This is a genomic window from Caballeronia sp. RCC_10 (genome assembly GCF_041360715.1).
Classification (GTDB): Bacteria; Pseudomonadota; Gammaproteobacteria; order Burkholderiales; family Burkholderiaceae; genus Caballeronia; species Caballeronia grimmiae.
Genome location: NZ_JBFUPT010000001.1, coordinates 174722 through 198391, shown reverse-complemented (window position 1 = coordinate 198391; position 23670 = coordinate 174722). Strand labels below are relative to the sequence as shown.

The window sequence follows — 23670 nt, the reverse complement described above, 5'->3', positions numbered from 1 at the left end:
CGCTGGTATCCCCTCGGCATTCCCCTATGGGTGTCGATCTGACTTCTGTCTCAATAATAGACCTGCTGCTAGCCGTGCGAATAGCCTTCGCGAAGAAAAAAGCGGCTGTGCGAACGAAGCGGCGCGCACCTGAGAGGTACGCGCCGCGAGGGGATCAGCGAGTCGGGGCGCACGAAGCGCTGGAAGGCGGGAATATCCGGCTACACGCGCGGCGATTTCTTGAGCTCATCGCGGATTTCGCGCAGCAGCAGCACGTCTTCCGGCGTCGCCGCGGGCGCGGTTTGATCAGGCTTGCGCAGATTGTTGATGAACCTGACCATCATGAAGATGATGAACGCGAGGATGATGAAGTTGATCAGCACGGTGATGAACGAGCCGTAGCCGAACACCGCGACGCCCGCCGTCTGCAAGTCCTTGTACGAATCGGGGTTGCCTTTGAAAGTCGGGGGGATGTGACCGAGCCGGACGAATAGATTCGAAAAGTCGAGGCCGCCGGTCGCGAGCCCGACGACCGGCATGATCAGATCCTTCACGACGGAGTTCACGATCGTCGAAAACGCACCGCCGATGATCACCCCGACCGCGAGGTCCATCACGTTGCCCTTGAGAGCGAAGTTCTTGAATTCCTGGATCATGCTCATGCGCGGCTTTCTCCTTTTAAGGTCCGAAACGATTGATATGAGCGACACCGCCGGGGCGCGGCCATGCACGTTCCATCGTTGCGTGGCCTCGCCATGATAGTCAATCGAGCCACGAGCCGCCGGTTTCTTGCCGGCGCGTCGGCGAGTCGACCGGTCGTCAGGCCGCTTTTACTCGCCCGACGCTGATTGCCGCGCAAAACGCCGCGTGATCAGCCACGGTCTGCGCGCCATAGCGTTCGGCCCACATCGCGTACGCGGCGTCGAGCCGGTCAGAGCTGCCGCAATAGCCGGCAATGAGCGCGGCATCGCCGGTGCGGGCGTGCGCGCGGGCGAGCAACAGTCCGAGGCACCACGCGTAGAAGTCGAAGGTTGCACCGTGCAGCCAGTCGACGGGAATGGAGCCGCGAATCTGCTTCATCTGGCGTACGTAGAAATCGCGCCCGGCGATGGTCGTCCAGCCGAGCAGCGGATCGGACGAGCTTTGCATCAGCCGCTGTCCATGCACGACGCGCCTGCCCTGGTGACGATACGGCTCGTCGAGCGGCGGCACGAATGGCGCGGCGGCCGGCACGATGCCTTCCTTCACCTGAATGAACAGCGGATCGCCGAGCGCGCGGCCGAGCATCAGAACGAGATACGCACGCGTGCCGACACTGCCGACGCCGACCACGCGATGCGCGACATCGACGACGTCGTACCGTTCGAGCATCATGCGCCACTCGCCCGCGATGGTCTGCAGATAAGCCTTGAGACCGTCGATGACATGGTTCTTCTCGGCGGCGTCGAGCTTGGTGAGGATCGGCGGATCGACGATGAAGCGCCAGCTTTTGCCGACCGGCTCCGCGACCTTGGCGAGCATCGTCGCGTGCGAGCGTTTCATCGCGCGCTCGACGGTTTTCTGCACGGTAGCCTTTTCGTCGTCGGTGAGCGCGGTCGGTGCGTCGATGTGCAGCGCGCTCGCATACGAGCGCATGTTCCAGAGATCGTAAGGACTCACGCGCCAGAGCTTTTCCATCGACGTTCGATACGCCGCGCACGCCGAGCGCACCGCACGGTCGCGCCCCGGCATATCGACGCCGTTTTCGCGGGCCGCGACGTTGATGCTCGCGGTCAGGCGCTTGAGGTCCCATTCCCACGGACCGACGAGCGTCTCGTCGAAATCGTTCAGATCGAACACGACGTCCTGACGCGGCGTGCGAAAAAGCCCGAAATTATTGATGTGCGCGTCGCCGTCGATGATGACGTTGTGGCCGATCGACGGCGATCTCGCGAGATCCCACGCCATCACGGTCGCCGAGCCGCGCAGGAACGCGAACGGCGATTCGGCCATGCGCGCCATGCGCAGCGGCAGCAGGCGTTCCTGTCGTCCCGCGTTGCCCGCGAGCACGCGCTCCACGGGATCGGGGCGATCCGGCTCCGGCTGCCAGGCGCCGTGCGCTTCGAACGGAACGGCGTCGCGCAGCGCGCGGCCGGCCGCACGGCTTTGCTCGGCGGTGCCGGCGGCGGTTGCCATCGAAATGGAGCTGAGGCGCGTGGACAAGCGTGTTCTCCTGCGGCGAGCGATGAAACGGAAGGCGCAGCATGTATCGCGCCAGTCCCGGTGAAAACGCCGGGTACGCGGCTTGCTCACTGCTGACCCGATCGACAACACACGAAGTAAGCCCATTTCGCCGTGCAATGCGGCTGACCTCTTTCCCGACGCCGTGCGCGTCATCTCATCGAACTATCATCTCATGCCGAACGAATATCGCATTGCCGAAGGCTCCCCGTTTCCGCTCGGCGCGACGTGGGACGGAAAGGGCGTCAACTTCGCCCTGTTCTCCGCGAACGCAACCAAGGTTGAACTCTGCCTCTTCGACGAGAAGGGCGAAAAGGAAACGCAGCGCATCGAACTGCCCGAGTACACCGACGAAGTGTGGCACGTCTACGTGCAGGGCCTCGCGCCCGGCGCCGTCTATGGCTATCGCGTGCATGGCCCGTACGAGCCGGAGGCCGGCCATCGTTTCAATCCGAACAAGCTGCTGCTCGATCCGTACGCGAAGGCGCATGTCGGCGAGCTGAAGTGGGACCCGGCCGTGTTCGGCTATACGCTCAACGCGGAAGGCGACGATCTCACCTTCGACGAACGCGACAGCGCGCCGTTCATGCAGAAGTGCCAGGTCGTCGATCAGAACTTCACCTGGACACACGCGACGCGCGCACGCGTGCCGTGGGAGCACACGATCTTCTACGAAACCCATGTGCGCGGTTATACGAAGCGGCATCCGGCGGTTCCGGAGCACATGCGGGGCACGTTCGAAGGGCTCGGACAGAAGGAAGTGGTCGACTACATCAAGAGCCTGGGCGTGACGTCGGTCGAACTGCTGCCGATCCACGCGTTCGTGAACGACAGCTATCTGCTCGACAAGGGCCTCACGAACTACTGGGGCTATAACACGATCGGCTTCTTCGCGGCTGACCCGCGCTTCTTTGCGCGCGGCGCGGGCGTCGTCGCCGAATTCAAGGAAATGGTTGACCGGCTGCACGAGGCCGGGCTCGAAGTGATTCTCGACGTGGTCTACAACCACACCGCCGAAGGCAACGAGCGCGGGCCGACGCTGTCGTTCCGGGGTATCGACAACGCGTCGTACTACCGGTTGATGCCGGAGCAGTCGCGCTACTACATCAACGATACCGGCACCGGCAACACGCTCAATCTCTCGCATCCGCGCGTGCTGCAGATGGTCACCGACAGCCTGCGCTACTGGGTGACGGAGATGAACGTCGACGGTTTCCGCTTCGATCTCGCGACGATTCTGGGCCGCGAGCCGTATGGCTTCGACGAAGGCGGCGGGTTCCTCGACAGTTGCCGGCAAGATCCGATTCTCTCGAGCGTCAAGCTCATCGCGGAGCCGTGGGATTGCGGTCCCGGCGGCTATCAGGTCGGCGGATTCCCGCCGGGCTGGGCGGAATGGAACGACCGTTATCGCGATACCGTGCGCGGCTTCTGGAAGGGCGACGAGGGCGAAGCAGCAGACCTCGCGAAGCGTATCACCGCGTCCGGCGATAAATTCAACAAGCGGGGGCGTCGTCCGTGGGCGAGCGTGAACTTCATCACCGCGCACGACGGCTTCACGCTCAACGACCTCGTCTCCTACAACGAAAAGCATAACGAGGCGAACGGCGAGGACAACAAGGACGGCCATTCGGACAACAAGTCGTGGAACTGCGGCGTCGAAGGTCCGACCGATGACCCGGAAATCCGCAACTTGCGCGAACGCCAGAAGCGCAATCTGCTCGCGACGCTGCTGTTTTCGCAAGGCACGCCGATGGTTCTCGCCGGCGACGAATTCGGCCGCACGCAGAAAGGCAACAACAACGCGTACTGTCAGGACAACGAGATCAGCTGGGTCAACTGGGACATCGACGACGATGGCCGCGCGCTGACCGAGTTCGTCCGCAAGCTGACGACGCTGCGCCACACGCTGCCGGTGCTGCGCCGCCAGCGTTTCCTGACGGGCGCGTATCGCGAGGACATGGACGTTGCCGACGTCAAGTGGCTGAGCCCGAGCGGCGATACGCTCACGCCCGAGCAATGGGACGATCCGGGCATGCGCTGCTTCGGGCTCGTCATCGATGGCCGCGCGCAGGCGACGGGCATCCGCAAGCCGGCATCGGACGCGACGCTGCTGCTGGTGATGAACGCGTATCACGATGTCGTCGACTTCACGTTGCCGGATATCCCCGGGCCGGACCAGTGGAGCTGTCTGATCGACACGAACGCGCCGATCCGCGAGGAACTGCCGACATTCGAAGCGGGCGAGGTGTATCAGGTGACGGGCCGCTCGCTGCTGTTGTTCGCGCTTCAGGCGCGCGGCGCGACGCAGCGGATCATCGAAGGGCTGGAAGACGCGCTGACGGATGAAGTGCCGCCGGAGCAGGGCGAAAACAAGCCGGGCGGTTGAGGCGTCCGTCGATTGTTATCATGCGATCTTTGCAATCGCAGCAGGGCGGCGAAAGCCGCCCTTGTTTTTTCCGATGTCTCTTTCAGGCACTGCCGCATGATGCTTCAGACTGTGCTGGGCGTAGCGAACTGGGACCAGCTCGAGCGCATCTGGGAGTTCATCGTCGGCTTCTTCAAGTTTCTCTGGGCGCTGCTGCGCTTTCTCGGCGGCGGTTGAATCGCTCGCCGCAACGAGAAAGGCCCCATAAAAAGGGGCCTTTGCTCGATGCGACGCAGTTCAGTAGATGGCGACGGTCAGGAGTCGCGCCAGTTGTCGTCGTTGCTGCCGAGGTCGACGCCTCCGCCGCTATTGTCGTTCCAGTCGTTTGAGCCGGTGCCGAAATCGAGGCCGCCTCCGCCTCCGCCGGCGTCACCAAGACCGTTGTTGCCGAAGTCGAAGCCGCCGTTGCCGCCATCATTGCGTTGCTCGACCGGAACATCGCGCTCGATGACGCGATCACGCCCGTGCGACAGCGCCTGACCGAGCAACACACCGGTCAGAAGACCGCCCATGCCGCCGCCGAAACCGCCGCCGCCTTGCTGGATGATGACGGGCGGCTGCTGTCCCTGCTGCGGATAGGGCGCCTGTTGTCCCTGTTGCGGATACGGCTGCTGCTGGTAGCGCCCGAATCGATCGGCTTCCTGTGCGTACGGCGACGGTCCCGCAGAACCCGGCTGAGCCGCGTTCGGATCGGGCCGGCCTTCTGCGCGCGCCTTGAGACTTTCCACCTGATGGCCGAGATCCTCGATGGCGTACGGCGGCACTGGATTCTTCGAGTTCGACAGCGCTTCGACCATCTCGCGCAACTGCGCCTCCGTGCCTTCGACGTCGCGCAGCAGCGCTTCGTGGCCCGGCGCGGTGGACAGCTTCACGTCGAGCTTCAGCGTGCGCACGTCGTTCAGCAGTTCGGTCGCGCGCTTCATTTGCCCGCGGCGATCGTCGTCGGCGCGGCCATCGTCGCGGGCGCGGGCGCGACGCAGCCCCCAGCGCAACACGAGCGCAATCGCGCCGATAAGAACGGCGAGACCGATCCACATGCCCATCGACGGTCCATGCGACTGAGGCGCCGCCGCCTGTCCCGGATTGAACGGATTCTGCGTAGCGGAGCCGTTCGAGCTGCGACTCGTCGTCGTGTTGGTGTTCGTGCTGGCGCGGCTGGCGTCGTTGCGGATACGCGCCTCGGTCGACGCGAACCGCGACGGGTCCGTGAACTTGATGGAAGGATCGAGCGATCTCGCCTGTTGCAGGTGCGAGAGCGCATCGCTATAGCGGCCTTCGCGATCGAGCACCTGCGCGTACAGATAATGCGCGTGGGCGTTGTTCGGATGCGCTTCGAGCACTTCGCTCAATTGTGCATCGGCTTGCCGCCAGTTGTTCTGCGTCATCGATTGCTCGACCTGCTGCGCCGTCGGCACCGCAAACGCGAGCGGCGACGCGACGGACAGCGCGATGGACATCGATAAGGCCAGAGCCGTCAGAGTTTTTTTCATGAGCGGGCCGGACGCGATAAACGCCCGTCTCCATTGTCGACCGGAGCATGCCACTCCGGTCCCATGCGAATTGCCAGATACCAATCCGACGCAAGGCGGATGCCCGGCTTGAACGACGAGCCTTGCAACGAGCCTTGCCCCGCGCCGGCGATTTGCGTCATTACTGCGCGGGCGTGTTCAACTGCTTCTTGAGCGCTTCGAGACGGTCTTCCACCGACGGCCCGCGATTGAGCTCCGCCAGCTTGTCGTCGAGCGCCTTGCCGGACTTTTGATCGGCGGAATTGAGGCGCGCGTCCGAGCGGGCGTTCGCAAGCTGCACCTTGTCTTCGAGCTTCTGGAAGTCCTCGGACAGATTCTTTCCGCCGATGCCGCCGAGCGCCGTCGCGGCCGTGTCCTTCGCCTGCGCGATCTGCTGCTTCGCCTGAAGGATGTTCGAGCGCGCGTTGAGATCGTTACGGCGTTGGCGCATGTCGGCGATCTGCTGCTTGAGATGATCGACCGAAGGCACGAGCGTCAGCAGTTCGGCTGCGAGCGCATCGCGTTCCGTTTCGGCGTTGGCTTGCGCCGCGAGCGCCTCGCGTGCGAGGGCTTCGTCGCCGCCCTGCAATGCGCGCTTCGCGCCGTCTTCATACTTCTTCGCCTTGTCGGCGGCGGCGTCGCGCTTGCTTTGCTGCGTGGCGACCTGCGCCTCGATTTCGATGAGCGAGTTCTCCGCCTTGCCGATGCTGTCGTCGAGTTCGCGCACGATCTGGCGTGCGTCGCGCGACGGGTCCTGCATGGTGTCGGCGGCATCGTTCAGAAGGCCTTTGACGGTGCGCGAGATGGAATCGAAAAGCGACATGTATTTCTCCTTGATGGAACCGCTGCATGCGTTGCGCGTAGGCGCGCATGGACTTGTGTATGCGCGTCGAATGTGAGGGGCATCGGGCGGTTTGCAAGCCGCGTGCGCGTCACGTTCGTCCCGGGTTTACCCCGTGTATTAGAGCACGCCGCGACTTAACGTGGACTTAAGCAACGTTAAGGAGTGTAACGGCGTGCGGGGGCATGCCGCGACGAGAAAGCGGCACTGAGAAGACGTACGTTGGGCTCAGTGGCCGGCGCGTCCGTCGCCGGTCAGCGACGCGTCTTCGCCTGCAGGTTCGGCATCGGCGGGATGGATGGGGTCCGCTGTCGATAAATCCGGCACGATGGGCGTTAGCGCCGCGCGCCTGTTCGCGCTGGCCGCCTCGCGTGCTTCGCGGGCCGCGGCTTTGGCTGCGACGCTGCGCAGCGCGATATCGAGGGGATCGGGCGCTTTCGGCGCACGCAGGCGATCGACGATGCCCGCGGCCTTGATCTGCTCGCTCGTCGCATTGAAGTTGAGCACCGCGCGCCGCATCAGCTCACTCACGCTGACGCCGAGATCGTCCGCAGTCTTGCTGATGGCGAGCTTCTGCGCGGGGGTCACGAATACAACGATGCGTTCGGTTGGCTTGGTCGTCATGAGCGGCTCGCAGACAGTAAGGCGATTGCAAACATAGCAAGCGCAGTCCTGAGAATCGAAACGGCGTCACTTCATAATCGCGATCGTTTGCCGCCGGGCGGCGGGTAAAACGAGCATCCATCATATCGGTTCGCGGCGCCAGTGTGCGCGCACGCGGCCCCGCAAATCGCCGCCATTTGCGCCTCCGTGGGCAGCGCATGAGCGGGCAGGGAAAACCGCGCCCGATCAATGGCTTGGCTATTTTCTCATAAGGTTGTCCACAAGGCTCTCAACACTTTCTGTGCGTAACCGCGCGTTTTCCCTGAGCGGTGCGCGCGAGAGGAGCGGCGTCATTTACTTACAAAAAAATGCTGCCGGTTTTGTAGCTTCGTGGCCGAATTCTTTAAAATGCGCAGTTACCTACGGTCGATACCGACCCGCTCATCCGCTCGTCTCTTCTTTGCCAAGTCTGCGTTCTTGCATTCGCCGGCGCATCGATCAGCGACGCAGCGCGCGCCTGCACGCGCGCCGAACCATCCCAGTCATGCCTATCATTAAACGTCCCGACTCCTCTAAAACATCGCGATACGATCGCGAGCCTCGCTGGAACGACTCACGCAACGACTCACGTGACGATGCGGGCGGCAACCGCGACGGCGGCGGACGCAATGGCGGCAACGGCGGCAACGGCGGCAATGGCCGCAACAGCCGTGGCGGACGCGATCGCGGACGCTCGCCCTTCGGCCGGATCGCGATGTGGTTCGCGAGCCTTGCGGCGATCGCCGCCGTGATCGGCGCGCTGATCGTCGGTTATGCGCTCGTCGTGATGGAGCCCAACCTGCCGTCGCTGAACGCGCTCATCGACTATCGGCCCAAGGTGCCGCTGCGCGTCTACACGTCCGATCACGTGCTGATCGGCGAATTCGGCGAAGAGCGGCGCAGCCTCGTGCGCTTTCAGGACATTCCCGATCAGATGAAGAAAGCGGTGCTTGCGATCGAGGACTATCGCTTCTACGATCACGGCGGCGTCGATTTTCTCGGCATTCTGCGGGCGGGCGTGACGGACCTGATGCACGGCGGCGCATCGCAGGGCGCGAGCACGATCACGATGCAGGTGGCGCGCAACTTCTTCCTGTCGAGCGAAAAAACGTACACGCGCAAGATCTACGAGATGCTGCTCGCGTACAAGATCGAGCGGGCGCTGACCAAGGACCAGATTCTCGAGCTGTACATGAACCAGATCTATCTGGGGGAGCGCGCCTACGGCTTCTCGGCTGCGGCGCGCGTGTATTTCGGCAAGGACCTGAAGGACATCACGCTTGCGGAATCCGCGATGCTCGCGGGGCTGCCCAAAGCGCCGTCAGCCTATAACCCGGTCGTGAATCCGAAGCGCGCGAAGGTGCGGCAACAGTACATCCTGAAGCGCATGCTGGATCTCAACTACATCACGCGCGATCAGTACGATCGGGCCATCGCCGAAGAGATTCACACGAAGTCGTCCGGGACGGAGTACGGCGTGCATGCCGAATACGTTGCGGAGATGGTGCGGCAGATGATGTACGCGCAGTACAAGGAAGAGACCTACACGCGCGGCCTCACGGTCACGACGACGATCAGTTCCACCGACCAGGACGCCGCTTATCGTGCCGTGCGCAAGGGCGTGATGGACTATGAGCGACGTCACGGGTATCGCGGGCCGGAAGGGCATATCGACCTGCCGTCCGCATCCGATGATCGCGCCGAATCGATCGAAGACGCGCTCGTCGATCATCCGGATAACGGCGATCTCGTCGCGGCGGTCGTCACGTCGGCGACGCCGAAGCAGGTGACGGCGCAGTTCGTCGGCGGCGAGACCGCAACGATCTCCGGCGACGCCTTGCGCTTCGTGGCGGCGGCGCTGCGCAGCAACGCATCGAAGGCGCTTGCGATCAAGCCGGGTTCCATCGTTCGACTGACGAAGGATGCGAAGGGCAACTGGCAAATCGCTCAATTGCCGCAAGTGGAAGGCGCGCTCGTGTCGATGACGCCGCAAGACGGCGCAATTCGCGCGCTCGTCGGCGGTTTCGATTTCAACAAGAACAAGTTCAATCACGTGACGCAGGCCTGGCGTCAGCCGGGCTCGAGCTTCAAGCCGTTTATCTATTCGGCGGCGCTCGACAAGGGACTTGGACCGGCGACCATCATCAACGATGCGCCGCTGTATTTCCCCGCGCCGGCGGGCGGCGAGCCGTGGGAGCCGAAGGACGACGATCAGCCCGATGGCCCCATGTCGATGCGCACCGGCTTGCAGAAATCGAAGAACCTGGTGTCGATCCGCATTCTGTCGTACATCGGCACGAGCTACGCGCAGGACTTCGTCACGCAGAAGTTCGGCTTCGACAAGGACAAGACGCCGCCGTATCTGCCGCTCGCGCTCGGCGCCGGGCTCGTCACGCCGCTGCAATTGAGCGGCGCGTACTCGGTGTTCGCGAACGGCGGTTATCGCATCAATCCGTATCTGATCGCGGAAATCGCCGATGCGCGCGGCACGGTCGTTTCGCGTGCCGATCCGCTGACGGCGGGAAGCAATGCGCCGCAGACGCTCGAGCCGCGCAACGCTTATGTGATGAACAGCCTGCTGCATACGGTCGCGACGTCCGGCACCGGCTCGGGCACCAACGTGCTCAAGCGTAACGACTTGCAGGGCAAGACCGGCACGACGAACGACGCGAAGGACGGCTGGTTCGCGGGCTATCAGCGTCAGCTCGTGGCGGTGGCGTGGATGGGCTACGATCAGCCGAAATCGCTTGGCAGCAAGGAATTCGGCGCGCAACTCGCGTTGCCGATCTGGGTCGAGTACATGGGACGCGCGCTGCGCGGCATTCCTCAACAGCAGATGCCGATGCCCGATGGCATCACGACCGTCGACGGCGAATTGTTCTTCGCGGACCATACGCCGGGCGCGGGCTTCGTCGCGAGCATCGGTCTCGACAGCGGCAATCCGATGGCCGGCGATTCCACCACGGCGGGCGGTGTCGGTCCGGCCGGCATGCAGGCGCCGCCGGTGCCGCAAGTCACCACCGACGAACGCAAGCAGATCATGGACATGTTCAACCGGCCGTGACGTCACGGCGGTGTCGGGGATAGAAAAAAACGCGCCGGGGTCTCACGACTCCGGCGCGTTTTTGCTTTTTGGCGACGTGTGTCGAGCGTTACTTGCCGAGCGTCGCCGCTGATTCAACGGCGCAATCGACCTTGACCGTGGTCTTGTCGGCGAACGTGAGCGTGAGCGGAATCGTCGCGCCGACCTTCACGGACTTGCCCGGTTCCTCGAGCATCAGGTGATAGCCCTTCGGTGCGAATGCGAGCGTGCCGTGCGCGGGAACGTCGACGGCATCGACGGCGGCCATCGTCGCCGTGCCGCCCTTGTTTTCCGACTTGTGCATCATCGTCATGCCGAAGGCGGGCGTGGCGGCGGCGCTGAGCGTCGCGGCCTTGTCGCCGTTATTCGAGACGACGAAATAACCCGACGACGGTAGATTCGGCGGCATCGCGCGAACCCAGCAATCGCGCGCTTCGAGCGTGGCCGAATGCGCGGCGGAGACGAACGGGGCGAAGGACGCGCAAACGAGCGCGCCCATCAGTACAGCGTTTCTTTTCATTGCGGCCTCACTTGACCGTGAAGTTGTAGTGACCTTGCGTGCGATGTCCGTCGGCGGCGACCGCCGTCCACTGCACTTTATAGACGCCCGGCGGGAGATCGCCCAGCGCGACGCTCATGCGCTTCTTGTTGTCCCTATCGACGACCGATTTCGCCGTGTTGACCTGCTTGCCTTGCGCGTTGGTGACGAGCATGGAACTGAAGGTCGGTTCGAGTGCTTCGCCGAACACGATCGATACTTCTTGCGGCGCGCTGACCGTTGCGCCGGGGCCGGGCTGCTCGAGCTTGGGGACCGCGTGAGCGAACGCGAGTTGCGCCGATGCGATGCACGCGAATACGAGCATGCCGCGTAGCGCGGATTTGATCGACATGATGAAGTCCTGTGTGATGCTTGATGGCGCGGCGCCGGCGTGTCGTCGGATGCGACGCGCGCAGCGTGCGGAATAAGGGCAGATCAGGCGAGGGCGGGCGGTGCGCGCGGCTGGGCGTCATCGAAGCGAAGACGATGCGCGGTGCGGGTGGTATCGAGTGAAGCGAAGAGATCGCGCGGTGAGGGTTTTGACGCGAACGCGATAGCGAGCGCCGGCGGCGTGGGCGCATGGGCGATGAGATCGCAGTAGCCACAGGCCGGAAGATGGATACGGGCGTGGTCATCGGCATGCGATGACGTCACGGGGTGCGCGTTGCCCGAGGCGCATACCGATGCGAACTGTGCATCGACGCGTTGGGCGTTCAGCCATTGCGACGCAACGGGCGCGAACGAGAGCAGCAGCATCGCGCACAAGGCTACGATACCGCTCGCTTTCCCGATGATTCCCCGACGCAAAAGCTGCATCCCGCCTTCTCGTACCGATGATGGATGTTGATAGCGGACGATTATGCCACGCACGCTTATGCGGCTTTTGCGACTGATCGTCTGGGTGCGCGAGGCATGGTCTTCGCAAACGCAGAAGCAAATGATGAACTTAATGATTGCGCTCCATAGATCGATGCCCTATAATCTTCTCTTCGACGGACGCGGGGTGGAGCAGTCTGGCAGCTCGTCGGGCTCATAACCCGAAGGTCGTAGGTTCAAATCCTACCCCCGCAACCACTGAAGACCGTCGCAACATCAAACCCGCCACTGAGCGGGTTTTTTGTTATCTGCTCGAAACGCTTTCGATCCGCGCATCAGCCAGCCCACACGCAAAGGAGAAACGATGGACCTTCCACACGATCTTCAAGCCATCGCGCATCAGGAGAACACGCTCGTGTTCTCGCAGTTCAACACGGAACACGCCTGGCAAGTGGGCTCGCAATTGCGCGAGATGGCGCTTGCGCGGAGTGCAGCCGTCGCGATCGACGTGCGCACCTTCGGCCACCGCCTTTTCTTCGCCGCACTCGATGGCGCAACGCCCGACAACGCGCGCTGGGCCGAGCGGAAATCGAAGACGGTCGAGCACTTCCGCCGCAGCTCGTATGCCATCGGGCTTACGCTGCAACAAAGCGGCGCCACGCTCGCCGATAAATACGGCCTCGATCCTGCTCAATACACCGCGCATGGCGGGGCGTTTCCGATCCGCGTGGCGAATGCGGGCGTGATCGGTTCGGTCGTGGTGTCAGGACTGCCGCAGCGCAAGGATCACGAGATGGTGGTCGAAGCTTTGTGCGCCGTCCTCGGTCATAGCTACGCCGCGCTCGCGCTCGATCATCACTGAGCGCTGTCTCCGCGCGTGAACGAAATGCGGTTGGGCACAAGGCGAGAACCGCGTGCCTATTTGCAGCGAATGATCATCGAACGATTCTTCACGTTCGCGGATATCACATTGCTGATGCCGCCGCCCGTCGGCCCGCCTTCTTCGTTGTCCTTCGACACGATGTCATACCCCGTCGCGCCGCATGCTTTCCCGGCGAGCACATAGCAACTCGCCCAGCTCGATCCGGCATCCGCGCCGCTGCAATTGACGGCGTAGCCCGTCTGTCCATCGGGCAGATTGATGAGCGAAGCGTTATTCGACGATGCGCAAGCACCCAGCCCCGCCATCAGGAGCGCAGTCGCGCCGAGCATGGACGCGCGCAGCCATGAAACCTTGCGCATCCCTTGCGCTCCATGCGCCGAAGGAAACGCATCTCCAATCGTGGAAAGTCGGCTGCTTCGCCGATTGAATCCCTTCATCTGTACCTCGTGAGTTCTGGTCCGTGCGACGCCAGGCCCGCGCGCGCATACTTTTTGAGATGGGCATTGTCCCATACGCCGATGACCCGGCGTGACATGACGCGGGCGCGACGCTTGCGAGACGTCACTCAACACATGCAGCATTTCATACGCTGCGAACTATTTGCCGGATCGTGCGCCCTATGAATGGGCAATCGGTTTGAATTGCGGTCGAGCCGCGCAATGGCGCGCGACACGGCAACGAGCAACGGAGGAAAAAAGCAATGGCGGAAAGAGTGACGGGACCGTATCGAAGCTATTACATCAGCGCATCGGCGCGGCTCGTGCAGACGCACGAGAGCAAGGACGGTCAGCCCGGCGCGGGTATTTACGTCGGTTCGGTGAGCCTCGGTCAGGGCGGCCCGGACAACGCGCGCCACTTCGAGGCGCTCGTCGATCTCGGCCCGGAACGACGCTTCGCCACCGAGGAGGAAGCACTCACGCACGTCGAGCAAGCGGCGCGCGATTACATCGACCGGTTGCTGCAATCGACATGATGCGAGCCATTCATCTGCGCCACGCCGTGCTTTACGATATCGCGCACTGTCTCGTCGATCTGTTTCCGAGCGGGGCGGATATCGCCGAGGTCGGCGCGGATGCGGCTCCCGCGCTGTTCGTCAGCTGGCGCACGAGCGGGGTGGCGAACCATGCGGGCAATATCGCGTGGGGCGTGCATTACCGTTTCGACGCACGCGTCTTGCTCGCGTATCCGCATCTGCCGCACGATGCCCGCGAGCGCGTATGCCAGCGCGTTCGCGAGATGAGCCGTCACCTCGATTTCAATTACGCCGATCCTCGCGCGAGCTCGCTGCTCGTCGTGGACGTCGGCGAAGACGTGCTCGACGGCTGATCGTCGGCGGCGGCGCATCGCGCGCGTGCTGGACCGTGCAGTCCATCGGCGAGTACCATGTTTGCCCTGACCGATTTCGCAGGCGCGGCCCACTCATCGCGGCGAGATCGAACGGAGAGACGCCTCTGCAACGAGACAATCATGGACATTCGTTTTCTTTCTGACGCGCCGGATTATCGCGATTCCAATCTCACGATCGAATTCGCCGCGCTCGTCGATGGCCGGCGCGTGCCGTGCGCGATTTCCGTGGAAGCGCTCGAAGATCACTTCGGCGCGCAAACTTACGACAGCGCCGGCTGGATCGGCGCTTTCGATGCCGGCCGCGAGCGCATCGAAGCCGTCGCGCGAGAACATTTGCGAGTGACGAACGGCATGCCCGTGCTGCTGAAAAGCGGGCACTTTCCGCCGGGGCGCGTTACTGTCGAGTGAAAGGAGCGCCTCTTACAAGCATGGGGTGTAAGAGCTGCCAGCGTTCGGCGCTGCGGCGAAAGGACGTCCATGAACGGTGTCCTTTCGCACGCTCACGCCTCGGAGTAACATGATGACACTCTGCCGCATGCGATGCGATTCGCTCGGCATATTACTTGCTCCGGGGCATTTGCTTCGAAGAGCATCCATTATAAAAATCGCGCGGGGTCGTCATGCTTCAATCCTTTCTTCACTCGCTCGTCGAGTCCAATGCACTTTGGCTCATCTGGGCGGCCGTCGGTGTCCTGATTCTTGGCTTCTGCATTCTGTTTGCTTCGGTCGTGCTGGGCGACTCGGACGAGCCGCTCTACAACGCGGCTTCGGCAACACGCAGGGACGACGACGGCTCGATGATCGTCTGAACGGCGGCGTCTTGCGCGGCATCGCCCGCCGTAACCTAAACTCACTTGCAACGTAGCGGTGCCGACAATGTCTCGCATGAGTCTGGATGAAGAGCGGACACGCCGATTGCGCCAGCATAAGCAGCAGCAGCGCGACGCGCTGCGCGAGCGCATACTCGAAGCTTCGCGCGGCATCTTGAGGAGCGAGGGCATCGGGTCGCTCTCGATGCGCAAGCTCGCCGATGCGATCGACTACTCGCCCGCAGCGCTCTATCTTCACTTCAGGAGCCGGGGCGAGATCGCGCGAGCGTTGCGCGAAGAAGGGCATGCGCAACTGCGCGCGGCCTTCGTTCCGCACGTGGGGATTCCCGATCCCGCTGCGCGCCTGAAAGCGATCGGCCGCGCGTATGTCGAGTTCGGCCTGGCGGAGCCGGAGATGTATCGGCTGATGTTCATGGAGACTGGCGATGCAGCCGGTTCTGCCGGCGTCGCGAGCAGCCGCGACAGCGCCGCGATGCTTTCGCTTTTCGGGGAGGCGTTCGCCGCGCTGAACGCGAACGCGCCGGCTGCCTGCGCGCAGGCGTTGTGGGCGAACTTGCACGGCATCGTCGCGCTCGAACTGAGCGGTGCGGCGCCGCCTGCTGCGCCGGTGGCGGCGCTCGTCGAGCTGTCGCTCGAAGCGTGGCTCGCCGCTGGCTCCGGGCTCGCCGCTGGTCCCGGGCTCGCCGCTGGCTCCGGGCTCGCCGCTGGCGCTGGTGATTGACCGAAAGAACGTTCCGACTCTCAACACGATGACCACTGAAGACATCCGTATCGACACCGCCAACGGCATCGGCTTCATTGCGCTCGATCGTCCGAAGGCGCTCAACGCGCTGACGCCGCCGATGCTGCGCGCGATCAGCGAGGCGTTGCGGGCCTGGCGTCACGACCAGGCGATCCGCGCCGTCATGATCTACAGCCCGCACGTGCGCGCATTTTGCGCGGGCGGCGACATTCGCTTTCTGTACGATGCGGCGAAGGCGGGCGACCGCGACACCGTCGACGCATTTTTCATCGACGAGTACAAGCTCAATCACGCGATCTTCACGTTCCCGAAACCGTATATCGCGGTCATGAGCGGCGTCGTGATGGGCGGCGGCATGGGCATTTCGCAGGGCGCGCATCATACCGGCGGGCTGCGCATCGTCACGCAGTCCACGAAGATGGCGATGCCCGAGACGCGCATCGGACTGTTTCCGGATGTCGGCGTGAGCTGGTTTCTGGCGCGCGCGCCGGGCGCGATCGGCCGCTATCTCGCGGCAACGGGTGCGAGCATGGGCGCCGCCGATGCACTGTACGCACGCATGGCCGACGCCTATCTCGACGACGGCGCGCTGCCGGGGCTGATTGAATCGCTGCGGCATCAGCGTTTTCTGGATGGCGTCGACATCATGCGTTTCGTCCAGAACGAGACCACGAAGTACAAGGTATCGCCGATCCCCGACGCCAGCCCGCTCGCAGAAGCGCGCACGCTGATCGACAAGTGTTTTGCGGCGGGCAATGGCGCGGCGATACTGGCGTCGCTGGAACGGGAAGCCGACGCGTCGGGAAGCGACTGGGCGCGCAGCACGGCGGCGCAATTGCGCGAACGTTCGCCGCTGTCCGTCGATGTATCGCTTCAGCAGGTGGATCGCGCGCGCTTCTCGACGATGGCCGAGACGCTGCGCCGCGATCTCGATCTCACGCGCTCGGTGTTCGAGCGGGGCGACGTGGTGGAGGGGATACGGGCGCGCATCGTCGACAAGGACGATCAGCCAGCATGGAAAGTCACCCGCGCCGAGGATGTCGAGCCGAAGGACGTCGAGCACATGTTCGACAGCGCGTGGTCACCGGCGACACACCCGCTGCGGCTGCTGAAGGATTAAGGCTCGCGGCGGCCGGGCGCCCGGCCGCTTAGCGCGCTTAACGCGCCTCGCCGCGCGCCATGAATGCGCGCATGAAAACGAGTGCGCCCCAGCCCCAGATGGCGTTCGCGATGAAGCTCGGCGCGAGGCGCGGCAGCATGTTGCCGGCCGGCCAGATGCCGCGCGCCGGATCGATCACGAAGGCGCTCACCGCCGTCAGCACGATGCCGCCGAAAACGAGCGCGCCGATCCACGGTGCGCGGTTATCGGGCGCGACGCGCAGCAGCCACGCCATCAGTACGGCGAAGACGGCGCTCCACAATGCATTGGCGATGAACTCGGGGATGCCGAGCGGCATAAACGGCGTGGTGGAGAAGCCGGTCGCATCGATGAGTCCGGCTGCATGTAAAAGCGCGTAAGTCGATTCACGAAAGAACAGGGCGGCGAGAAAACCTGAGACGAACGGCAGAATGAGTTTTTGCATTGGCTGGACCGCAGGCGGGCGAGACAGCGGCTCGCTCGGTTATCGTGACGAGCGCCATTATAGGGGCGGGCGTGGGGCAACTGACCGGTGCATGGCGACACGAGAAGCGCCGCAAAGCAAAAAGCCCAGTCTTCGACTGGGCTTTTTGCTTGAATTCTTCTGGGGTGGCTGATGGGACTCGAACCCACGACGACAGGAATCACAATCCTGGACTCTACCAACTGAGCTACAGCCACCACTGACAACAGATCTACCGCTTTCTCGCTTCAGCAAGATTGCCTGCCGATCGAGAAGCGAGATTATACGAACTGAGATTCCGCTTGCCTAGCCCTTTCGAGCATTTTTTTGCGGTCTGCGCTGCCGGTTCGCGTCAAGCCTCGATCGCCTCTACGCCGTCGCGCAAATGGCTGCGCGCTTCATCGAAGATGCCGAGATCGCCCTTCGCGAGCCGCTTGCTATCCGACAACACGCGCCGCCATCCGCGCGCGCCCGCTTCGCCCCGGTACAAGCCCAGCGCATGCCGCGTCACCGCGCCAAGATACATGCCGCGCGCAAGTTCCGTACGCGCATACTCGATCAGCCCCGCCTCGATATCCTCGCGCGCCGGAACAGGCGTCGTCGCACCGTAGAAGCGCGTGTCGACTTCCGCCAGCACATACGGATTGTGATACGCCTCCCGTCCGAGCATCACGCCATCGACATGCTTCAGGTGCTCTTCCACTTCATCCAGCGTCTTGATGCCGCCGTTGATCGAAATTTCCAGATGCGGAAAGTCGCGCTTCAGCCGATACGCATAGTCGTACTTGAGCGGCGGAATCTCGCGGTTCTCCTTCGGGCTCAGGCCCTTGAGAATCGCGTTGCGCGCATGGACGATGAACACCTCGCAGCCCGCGTCCGCCACCGTGCCGACGAAGTCGCGGACGAACGCATAGTCCTCGACCGCGTCGACGCCAATGCGATGCTTCACCGTCACCGGAATCGATACGGCATCGCGCATCGCCTTCACGCAGTCGGCGACGAGCTGTGGTTCCTTCATGAGGCACGCGCCGAACGCGCCGCGCTGCACGCGCTCGGACGGACATCCGCAATTCAGGTTGATCTCGTCGTAGCCCCATTGCTCGCCGAGCTTCGCGCTCCGTGCCAGATCGTCGGGCTCGCTGCCGCCGAGTTGCAGCGCGACGGGCGCTTCACCGGGCGTGAAGGCGAGGTGCCGCGCGACATCGCCGTAAAGCAGCGCGCCGGTCGTCACCATCTCGGTGTAGAGCCACGCGTGGCGCGACACGAGCCGATGCAGCGAACGGCAATGGCGATCCGTCCAGTCCATCATGGGTGCGACGGACACGCGGCGGGGGCTGATCTTCGGAACGGCGGACATGGCGATAGGACGAACGGTGTCGGATGGCGGCGAATCTGCGATTTTAACGCAGCGATGCGAGCGCGTTTTGCGGGCGCTTTGCGGCGGCACAGGCGAATCTTTCGGGTGAACGCCTGTCAGATCAGGCATGACGTCGTTCGAACGGAGTCCATCATGAAAAAGCAACTGATCGCGGCAAGCGCGTTCCTCTGTGCCGCGCTCGCCGCACAGGCGCAGAATCCGCCGGCCGCGCGCCCGGACGACAACGCGTCGATGGTCAAGCCGCCCGGCGCGCCCGGATCGCCCGCGGCCAGCGCCGCGCGCCCGCACAATCCCGACAACATGCCCGTCAAGCGTCCCAATCCGCCGCCGAACAGCGGCCGCATGCTGCACAACAGTCCCGCGAGCGACGCCATCGCGAAGTAAGGCGAACCGCGAGCACGCCACGGCGCGATGCACCGTGCTAGCATCTTCAGACCATCACCCCAACCGACGACCATGGAGGTAGCTATGGCTACTTTGGCGATCGACGGCGTGCGCTGGGTCAACGATCGTGTGACCAACGTGCGCTGGGGCAGTTTCGATTCCGCCAGGAATGCGTGGGCGGCTCCGACCAGCATCGTGGATGTCCACGAAGTCGTGGACGCCATCAAGAGCGGCAAGGAAGTCCGCACGCTCTTCACGCTCGGCGGACGAACCTTTCTCGGACCCAAAGTCAGCGCCTTGCCCTACGCCAACGGCCACGTCGGCATCGAGGCGCGCGTGCAGGACGGGCAAATCGAGAAATCGCTCGAAGACCTGCCGCCCGTCTGACGACGAGCAAACGCGGGCGCAGCGGAGAACATGCATTGAATCGGGAACAGGCGCTCAGGTTCGAAGCCGAATTCATGCCGCGCATCGTCGAACGCGTCGCGCGGCAGATCGGTCGCGGGCTGCGTATCGACGTCGTTCCGTACGAACATCGTAATGCGCCGACGCGGCTGCACATCAGTGCGCCGCCGCATGACAACGGCGAGCGGGCGCGTCAATATCCGTTCGATCTGAGCGTGTTCCTCACCTGGGACGACGACGAAATCGAGCGCCTGTTGCGCCCCGGCGGGGAAACGCGTTTCCAGCGATATCTGGATTCGCTCGGCGCGAAATTCATCGCCTGGCAAGGCGCGCGAGAAGTCGATTTCAACACGCGCTCGCAAGCGGAGCCGTCAATATTGCTCGGCGGGCTCGACTTCGAACCCTGACGGACCCCGCCGCTCGCTTCGGATCGAACGCACTCACGAAATGGGAGATCGAGATGGCATCGTCGAATGAAGGCAGGCTGCGCGCATTCGTGCAGACGGCGGAACAGGCGGGCGGCTTCGTGTGGGTGCTCGTCCTCGTCGATTTCCAGGCGCAGGAGATCAAACGCGCGATGGTGTCGGAAGAAAACTTCGCCACCGCCGATGCCGCCCGCGACGCCGGCAACGATCGTCTGAAAGCGATGTCGAACGACCGCTGACGCGGAGCCGGCGATGCCCGAGTGATCGCCCACGCGCGGCGTCGCGCCGTGCGTGGAGCGGCTTCTGCGCGACGTCCGTCAGACAAATCTATAAGAACGATGAGCGACAACGATAATCAGGAAGCCGCCCGGCAAGCCCGCTATCGACGCTACGAAGCCGCCGGCGAAGCATCGGTCCGCGCCGATCTCGAAGAGGCCGCGCACGCCGATCCGGAAATCGCCAGCAAACGCGCCTGGCTGCGCGACAAGGACGCCGCGCGTCAGAACGAGCAGTTCCGGGCGATGTTCGCCTCGGTCTCATCGGCCAACGATGCGGCGCAGCTTGCCCGCGAATCCGCGCAGGCGTCGCGCCGGTCCGCCTTCTGGACGATGATTGCGGCGCTCGCGGCGACGGCCGGCGTCATCGTGAACGCGGCGATCGCGCTCGGATGGCTCGACTGGCTGAAGCGGTGAGGCGGTGAAGCGGCGCAACGGTAAGGCGCGTTAGAACGTCCACCACGAGCGCACGGCCGGTTCGCCGTCGAGCGCGCGCAGGAAGTCGTCGGCGAAGGCATCGCTCGCGGCTTTCCATTCGGGCGTGCCGGCCGGCAGATCGTTCGGATTCTTCAGGCCGCGCGCATGGCGGATGACGGCGACCGCTTCGCTCACGGCGGCGATCGATTCCAGACTTTGCATGTTCATACCGGGGTTTACGGCACGCAACGCCCGACATTTAGCGCGGCGATCCGTCCGCCTTGCCATGCCCCGACACCAGCGCACCCGCGTCTTTCGGCAGCCTGAGCAGATCAATCACGGCCGCAAGCCCGATGAAACCGACGATCACGAACGCGACGCTGAAATCCTCCGGTGCGATCGAATGCGCATCGTGGCCGTGCAGCCACTCGCCGATGCGCAGCGCGATCGCGCCGGCCGCGACGCCAATACCCATCGTCATCTGAAAAAGCGTGCTCGACAGCGCCGACGCGCCGCTCATCTGGGCCTTCGGCACGTCGGCGAAGCTGAGCGTGTTGAGCGCCGTGAACTGCAGCGAGCGCGACAGGCCGCTCGCGAACAGCACGACTGCAATGGCGAGCTTCGGCGTCGACGGCGCGAGCAGGGCCATCGCGGCGAGCGAGAGCGCCGCAATCACGCCGTTGACGAGCAGCACCCGGCGAAAGCCGAAGCGCCGCATGACGGGCGTGGTGACGATTTTCATCGACAGGTTGCCGGCGAAGACGGCGAGCGTCAGCAGGCCCGAATCGAACGCGTTCATGCCGAAGCCGACCTGGAACATCAGCGGCAGCAGAAACGGCGCGGCGCTGATGGCGATGCGAAACAGCGAGCCGCCGCCCATCGCCACGGCGAAGGTCTGGATATTGAGCGGCGCGAGATCGACGACCGGCTGCGCCGCGCGCCGCAGATGCCGCCACGACAGAACCCCCGCCACGCCGCCCATCGCGACGAGCGCACCGACGAGCGGCCACGAGGCGTCGTTGCGGCCGACGAGTTCCATCGCGTAGAGCAGCGTCACGCAGGCGATGCCGCACAGCACGAAGCCGGCGAAATCGAAGCGGCGCTGCGCATCCTCACGCACGTTGTCGACGAAGCGCCAGGTCAGCAACAGGCCGATCAAGCCGAGCGGCACGTTCAGGTAGAAGATCCATCGCCAGGAAGAATACGTCGTGATGAAACCGCCGAGCGGCGGCCCGATGACCGGTGCGACGAGTCCCGGCCACGTGATGATGGCGATGGCGCGCATCAGCCCGTCTTTCGGTGTGGCGCGCAGGACGGCGAGGCGTCCGACCGGCACCATCATCGCTCCGCCGATGCCTTGCAGCACGCGCGCTGCGGCGAACGCCGGCAGTGTCGATGTCGTCGCGCAGAGCACGGACGCCGCCGTGAAGACCGCAATCGCGCTGCCGAACACGGTGCTCAGGCCGAAGCGGTCGGCGGCCCATCCGCTGATCGGGATGAACACCGCCAGCGTGAGCAGATATGCGGTGATGCCGAGACTCATGTCGGCGGGATGCACGCCGAACGAACGCGCCATCTGCGGCAACGCGGTCGCGATGATGGTGCCGTCGAGGTTCTCCATGAAGAACGTCGCGGCGACGAGCATGACGATGATCGAGGAGCCCGGCTTCGTGCGGTCGGGTTCGCTGGAGGCAGTGGAAGAGGACATCGGCCGGGTGGTTTGATCGTGTGGAAGGCGCAGTGCGTGAATTCTAGCCGTGGGAGCAGACCTCGCGCGCCTATGGTAGTTTCTGCGGTTGGTCGGCTATGTCTGCCGTGGACAGTTCGCCAGCGGGTGTCAACAAGCAGGCTTCAATAAAAAGGAACCAAGCAATGAAGTATCGGAAACTGGGCGATTCGGGCGTCGACGTGAGTCTGATCGGGCTCGGCACCATGACTTGGGGCGAGCAGAACACCGAAAGCGAAGCGCACGAGCAGATCGACTACGCGCTCGCGCAAGGCGTGAACCTGATCGACGCCGCCGAAATGTATCCGGTGCCGCCGCGCCCCGAAACGCAGGGCCGCACCGAGGAATACATCGGCACGTGGCTCGCGAAGAACGCCGGCAAGCGCGGCGATATCGTGCTCGCGACCAAGATCGCCGGGCCGGCGCGCCAGCCGCACAATCCGCGTCACATTCGCGGCGCGGGCAATCAGTTCGATCGCAAGAACATCAACGAGGCAATCGACAGCAGCCTCAAGCGCCTGCAAACCGATTACGTCGACCTTTATCAGCTGCACTGGCCCGACCGCAGCACGATGACCTTCGGGCGCGGGGCGTATCCGTATATCGACGATGAATACACCGTGCCCATCGAGGAAACGCTCGCCGCGCTCGGCGATCTCGTGAAGGCCGGCAAGATCCGCTACGTGGGCGTGTCGAACGAAACGCCGTGGGGCGTCGCGCAGTTTCTGCGCGCGGCGGAGAAGGCGGGGCTGCCGCGTATCGTCAGCATTCAGAATCCCTACAGTCTCGTGAACCGCACGTACGAGCTCGGGCTGTCCGAATTCACGCACAAGGAAGGCATCGGACTGCTCGCGTATTCGCCGCTCGCGTTCGGCTGGCTGTCGGGCAAGTACGAGGGCGGCGCACGTCCGGCGGGCGCGCGCATCACGCTGTTCGAGCGGTTCCAGCGCTACAGCAAGCCGCAGGCAATCGCCGCGACCACGTCCTATGTCGAACTCGCGAAGCGCCACGGCCTGACGCCGACGCAGCTCGCGCTTGCCTTCGTCAACACGCGTCCGTTCACGACCAGCACGCTGATCGGCGCGACGTCGATGGCGCAGTTGCAGGAGAATGTGGCGAGCGTGGACATCGAACTGTCCGACGAGATCCTCGCGGAAATCGAGGCCTTGCACGAGCGTCAGCCGAATCCCGCGCCGTAATGCGGTG

General features: G+C 63.9%; 28 protein-coding genes and 2 tRNA genes. 16 read left to right on the top strand and 14 right to left on the bottom strand.

Features of this window, described 5'->3' with window-relative positions; all coding sequences use genetic code 11:
• Positions 1–200: 200 nt before the first annotated feature.
• The gene (gene mscL / locus AB6804_RS00945) at positions 201–641 is read right to left on the bottom strand and encodes a large conductance mechanosensitive channel protein MscL (RefSeq protein WP_370884870.1); all 441 of its coding nucleotides are present in this window, start codon (positions 639–641) and stop codon (positions 201–203) included.
• Positions 642–798: 157 nt separating this feature from the next.
• Positions 799–2181: a DUF2252 domain-containing protein gene (locus AB6804_RS00940; protein ID WP_370884869.1), complete on the bottom strand. Its 1383-nt coding sequence runs from the start codon at positions 2179–2181 to the stop codon at positions 799–801.
• Between the two features lie 193 nt (positions 2182–2374).
• Between AB6804_RS00940 and glgX the strand changes: the two genes are divergently transcribed.
• Positions 2375–4585 (top strand): glycogen debranching protein GlgX, encoded by a 2211-nt coding sequence (gene glgX, locus AB6804_RS00935; protein WP_370884868.1) that lies wholly within the window; start codon positions 2375–2377, stop codon positions 4583–4585.
• A 293-nt stretch (positions 4586–4878) separates the two neighbouring features.
• On the opposite strand, the gene AB6804_RS00930 is transcribed toward glgX, so the two are convergent.
• The 3 genes from AB6804_RS00930 to AB6804_RS00920 form a co-directional block, all read right to left on the bottom strand.
• Entirely contained in the window at positions 4879–6114 is a 1236-nt protein-coding gene (locus AB6804_RS00930) for a tetratricopeptide repeat protein (protein ID WP_370884867.1), read from the bottom strand.
• A gap of 160 nt (positions 6115–6274) precedes the next feature.
• Positions 6275–6955, bottom strand: coding sequence for a PspA/IM30 family protein (locus AB6804_RS00925; RefSeq protein ID WP_035970610.1), 681 nt, complete (start codon positions 6953–6955; stop codon positions 6275–6277).
• A 246-nt stretch (positions 6956–7201) separates the two neighbouring features.
• Positions 7202–7597, bottom strand: a complete 396-nt coding sequence (locus AB6804_RS00920) for a hypothetical protein (RefSeq protein ID WP_370884866.1) — start codon at positions 7595–7597, stop codon at positions 7202–7204.
• A gap of 523 nt (positions 7598–8120) precedes the next feature.
• Between AB6804_RS00920 and AB6804_RS00915 the strand changes: the two genes are divergently transcribed.
• Positions 8121–10679: a penicillin-binding protein 1A gene (locus AB6804_RS00915; RefSeq protein ID WP_370884865.1), complete on the top strand. Its 2559-nt coding sequence runs from the start codon at positions 8121–8123 to the stop codon at positions 10677–10679.
• A gap of 88 nt (positions 10680–10767) precedes the next feature.
• Here the strand turns inward: AB6804_RS00915 and AB6804_RS00910 are convergent, their stop codons facing one another.
• The 3 genes from AB6804_RS00910 to AB6804_RS00900 form a co-directional block, all read right to left on the bottom strand.
• A complete protein-coding gene (locus AB6804_RS00910; RefSeq protein WP_370884864.1) occupies positions 10768–11217 on the bottom strand; it encodes a copper chaperone PCu(A)C in 450 nt (149 codons plus the stop codon).
• A gap of 7 nt (positions 11218–11224) precedes the next feature.
• Positions 11225–11587: a copper resistance protein CopC gene (locus AB6804_RS00905; protein ID WP_370884863.1), complete on the bottom strand. Its 363-nt coding sequence runs from the start codon at positions 11585–11587 to the stop codon at positions 11225–11227.
• Positions 11588–11670: 83 nt separating this feature from the next.
• The gene (locus AB6804_RS00900) at positions 11671–12051 is read right to left on the bottom strand and encodes a DUF2946 domain-containing protein (protein ID WP_370884862.1); all 381 of its coding nucleotides are present in this window, start codon (positions 12049–12051) and stop codon (positions 11671–11673) included.
• 181 nt (positions 12052–12232) lie between these two features.
• Here AB6804_RS00900 and AB6804_RS00895 point away from each other — a divergent pair.
• Both AB6804_RS00895 and AB6804_RS00890 read left to right on the top strand, forming a co-directional pair.
• Positions 12233–12309, top strand: a tRNA-Met gene (locus AB6804_RS00895).
• A gap of 106 nt (positions 12310–12415) precedes the next feature.
• Positions 12416–12913, top strand: coding sequence for a heme-degrading domain-containing protein (locus tag AB6804_RS00890; RefSeq protein ID WP_370884861.1), 498 nt, complete (start codon positions 12416–12418; stop codon positions 12911–12913).
• A 56-nt stretch (positions 12914–12969) separates the two neighbouring features.
• On the opposite strand, the gene AB6804_RS00885 is transcribed toward AB6804_RS00890, so the two are convergent.
• On the bottom strand, positions 12970–13293 hold the full coding sequence (locus AB6804_RS00885) for a hypothetical protein (protein WP_370884860.1): 324 nt from the start codon (positions 13291–13293) through the stop codon (positions 12970–12972).
• A 341-nt stretch (positions 13294–13634) separates the two neighbouring features.
• On the opposite strand from AB6804_RS00885, the gene AB6804_RS00880 reads away from it, so the two are divergent.
• The 6 genes from AB6804_RS00880 (at position 13635) to AB6804_RS00855 (ending at position 16973) form a co-directional block, all read left to right on the top strand.
• On the top strand, positions 13635–13907 hold the full coding sequence (locus AB6804_RS00880; RefSeq protein WP_035969537.1) for a hypothetical protein: 273 nt from the start codon (positions 13635–13637) through the stop codon (positions 13905–13907).
• Positions 13904–14260, top strand: coding sequence for a hypothetical protein (locus tag AB6804_RS00875; RefSeq protein WP_370884859.1), 357 nt, complete (start codon positions 13904–13906; stop codon positions 14258–14260). The genes AB6804_RS00880 and AB6804_RS00875 overlap by 4 nt, the downstream gene beginning before the upstream one ends.
• Positions 14261–14401: 141 nt before the next feature.
• Complete coding sequence (locus tag AB6804_RS00870; protein ID WP_244792442.1) at positions 14402–14689, top strand: DUF1488 domain-containing protein; 288 nt, start codon at positions 14402–14404, stop codon at positions 14687–14689.
• 212 nt (positions 14690–14901) lie between these two features.
• Positions 14902–15090: a hypothetical protein gene (locus tag AB6804_RS00865; RefSeq protein WP_035969542.1), complete on the top strand. Its 189-nt coding sequence runs from the start codon at positions 14902–14904 to the stop codon at positions 15088–15090.
• A gap of 106 nt (positions 15091–15196) precedes the next feature.
• A complete protein-coding gene (locus AB6804_RS00860; protein WP_370884858.1) occupies positions 15197–15832 on the top strand; it encodes a TetR/AcrR family transcriptional regulator in 636 nt (211 codons plus the stop codon).
• Positions 15833–15860: 28 nt separating this feature from the next.
• Complete coding sequence (locus tag AB6804_RS00855) at positions 15861–16973, top strand: enoyl-CoA hydratase/isomerase family protein (RefSeq protein WP_370884857.1); 1113 nt, start codon at positions 15861–15863, stop codon at positions 16971–16973.
• A gap of 37 nt (positions 16974–17010) precedes the next feature.
• Here the strand turns inward: AB6804_RS00855 and AB6804_RS00850 are convergent, their stop codons facing one another.
• From AB6804_RS00850 to dusA, 3 genes are all read right to left on the bottom strand, one after another.
• Complete coding sequence (locus tag AB6804_RS00850) at positions 17011–17436, bottom strand: hypothetical protein (protein ID WP_370884856.1); 426 nt, start codon at positions 17434–17436, stop codon at positions 17011–17013.
• Between the two features lie 160 nt (positions 17437–17596).
• Positions 17597–17672 (bottom strand) — tRNA-His (locus AB6804_RS00845).
• Between the two features lie 134 nt (positions 17673–17806).
• On the bottom strand, positions 17807–18811 hold the full coding sequence (dusA, locus tag AB6804_RS00840) for a tRNA dihydrouridine(20/20a) synthase DusA (protein WP_370884855.1): 1005 nt from the start codon (positions 18809–18811) through the stop codon (positions 17807–17809).
• 153 nt (positions 18812–18964) lie between these two features.
• Between dusA and AB6804_RS00835 the strand changes: the two genes are divergently transcribed.
• The 5 genes from AB6804_RS00835 to AB6804_RS00815 all read left to right on the top strand — a co-directional run bounded on the left by AB6804_RS00835 (position 18965) and on the right by AB6804_RS00815 (position 20738).
• Positions 18965–19216 carry a hypothetical protein gene (locus AB6804_RS00835; RefSeq protein ID WP_370884854.1) on the top strand — a complete coding sequence of 84 codons (252 nt, stop codon included), beginning with the start codon at positions 18965–18967 and terminating at the stop codon, positions 19214–19216.
• An 84-nt stretch (positions 19217–19300) separates the two neighbouring features.
• A complete protein-coding gene (locus AB6804_RS00830; RefSeq protein WP_035969555.1) occupies positions 19301–19603 on the top strand; it encodes a hypothetical protein in 303 nt (100 codons plus the stop codon).
• A gap of 35 nt (positions 19604–19638) precedes the next feature.
• On the top strand, positions 19639–20028 hold the full coding sequence (locus tag AB6804_RS00825) for a DUF5594 family protein (RefSeq protein ID WP_370884853.1): 390 nt from the start codon (positions 19639–19641) through the stop codon (positions 20026–20028).
• Between the two features lie 53 nt (positions 20029–20081).
• Positions 20082–20285 (top strand): hypothetical protein, encoded by a 204-nt coding sequence (locus AB6804_RS00820; protein ID WP_035969559.1) that lies wholly within the window; start codon positions 20082–20084, stop codon positions 20283–20285.
• A 99-nt stretch (positions 20286–20384) separates the two neighbouring features.
• Positions 20385–20738 (top strand): hypothetical protein, encoded by a 354-nt coding sequence (locus tag AB6804_RS00815; RefSeq protein WP_035969561.1) that lies wholly within the window; start codon positions 20385–20387, stop codon positions 20736–20738.
• 30 nt (positions 20739–20768) lie between these two features.
• On the opposite strand, the gene AB6804_RS00810 is transcribed toward AB6804_RS00815, so the two are convergent.
• Positions 20769–20960, bottom strand: coding sequence for a hypothetical protein (locus tag AB6804_RS00810; protein WP_370884852.1), 192 nt, complete (start codon positions 20958–20960; stop codon positions 20769–20771).
• Between the two features lie 37 nt (positions 20961–20997).
• Positions 20998–22446 (bottom strand): MFS transporter, encoded by a 1449-nt coding sequence (locus tag AB6804_RS00805; RefSeq protein WP_370884851.1) that lies wholly within the window; start codon positions 22444–22446, stop codon positions 20998–21000.
• A gap of 164 nt (positions 22447–22610) precedes the next feature.
• Between AB6804_RS00805 and AB6804_RS00800 the strand changes: the two genes are divergently transcribed.
• The gene (locus AB6804_RS00800; RefSeq protein WP_035969566.1) at positions 22611–23663 is read left to right on the top strand and encodes an NADP(H)-dependent aldo-keto reductase; all 1053 of its coding nucleotides are present in this window, start codon (positions 22611–22613) and stop codon (positions 23661–23663) included.
• The last annotated feature ends 7 nt before the right edge of the window (positions 23664–23670 follow it).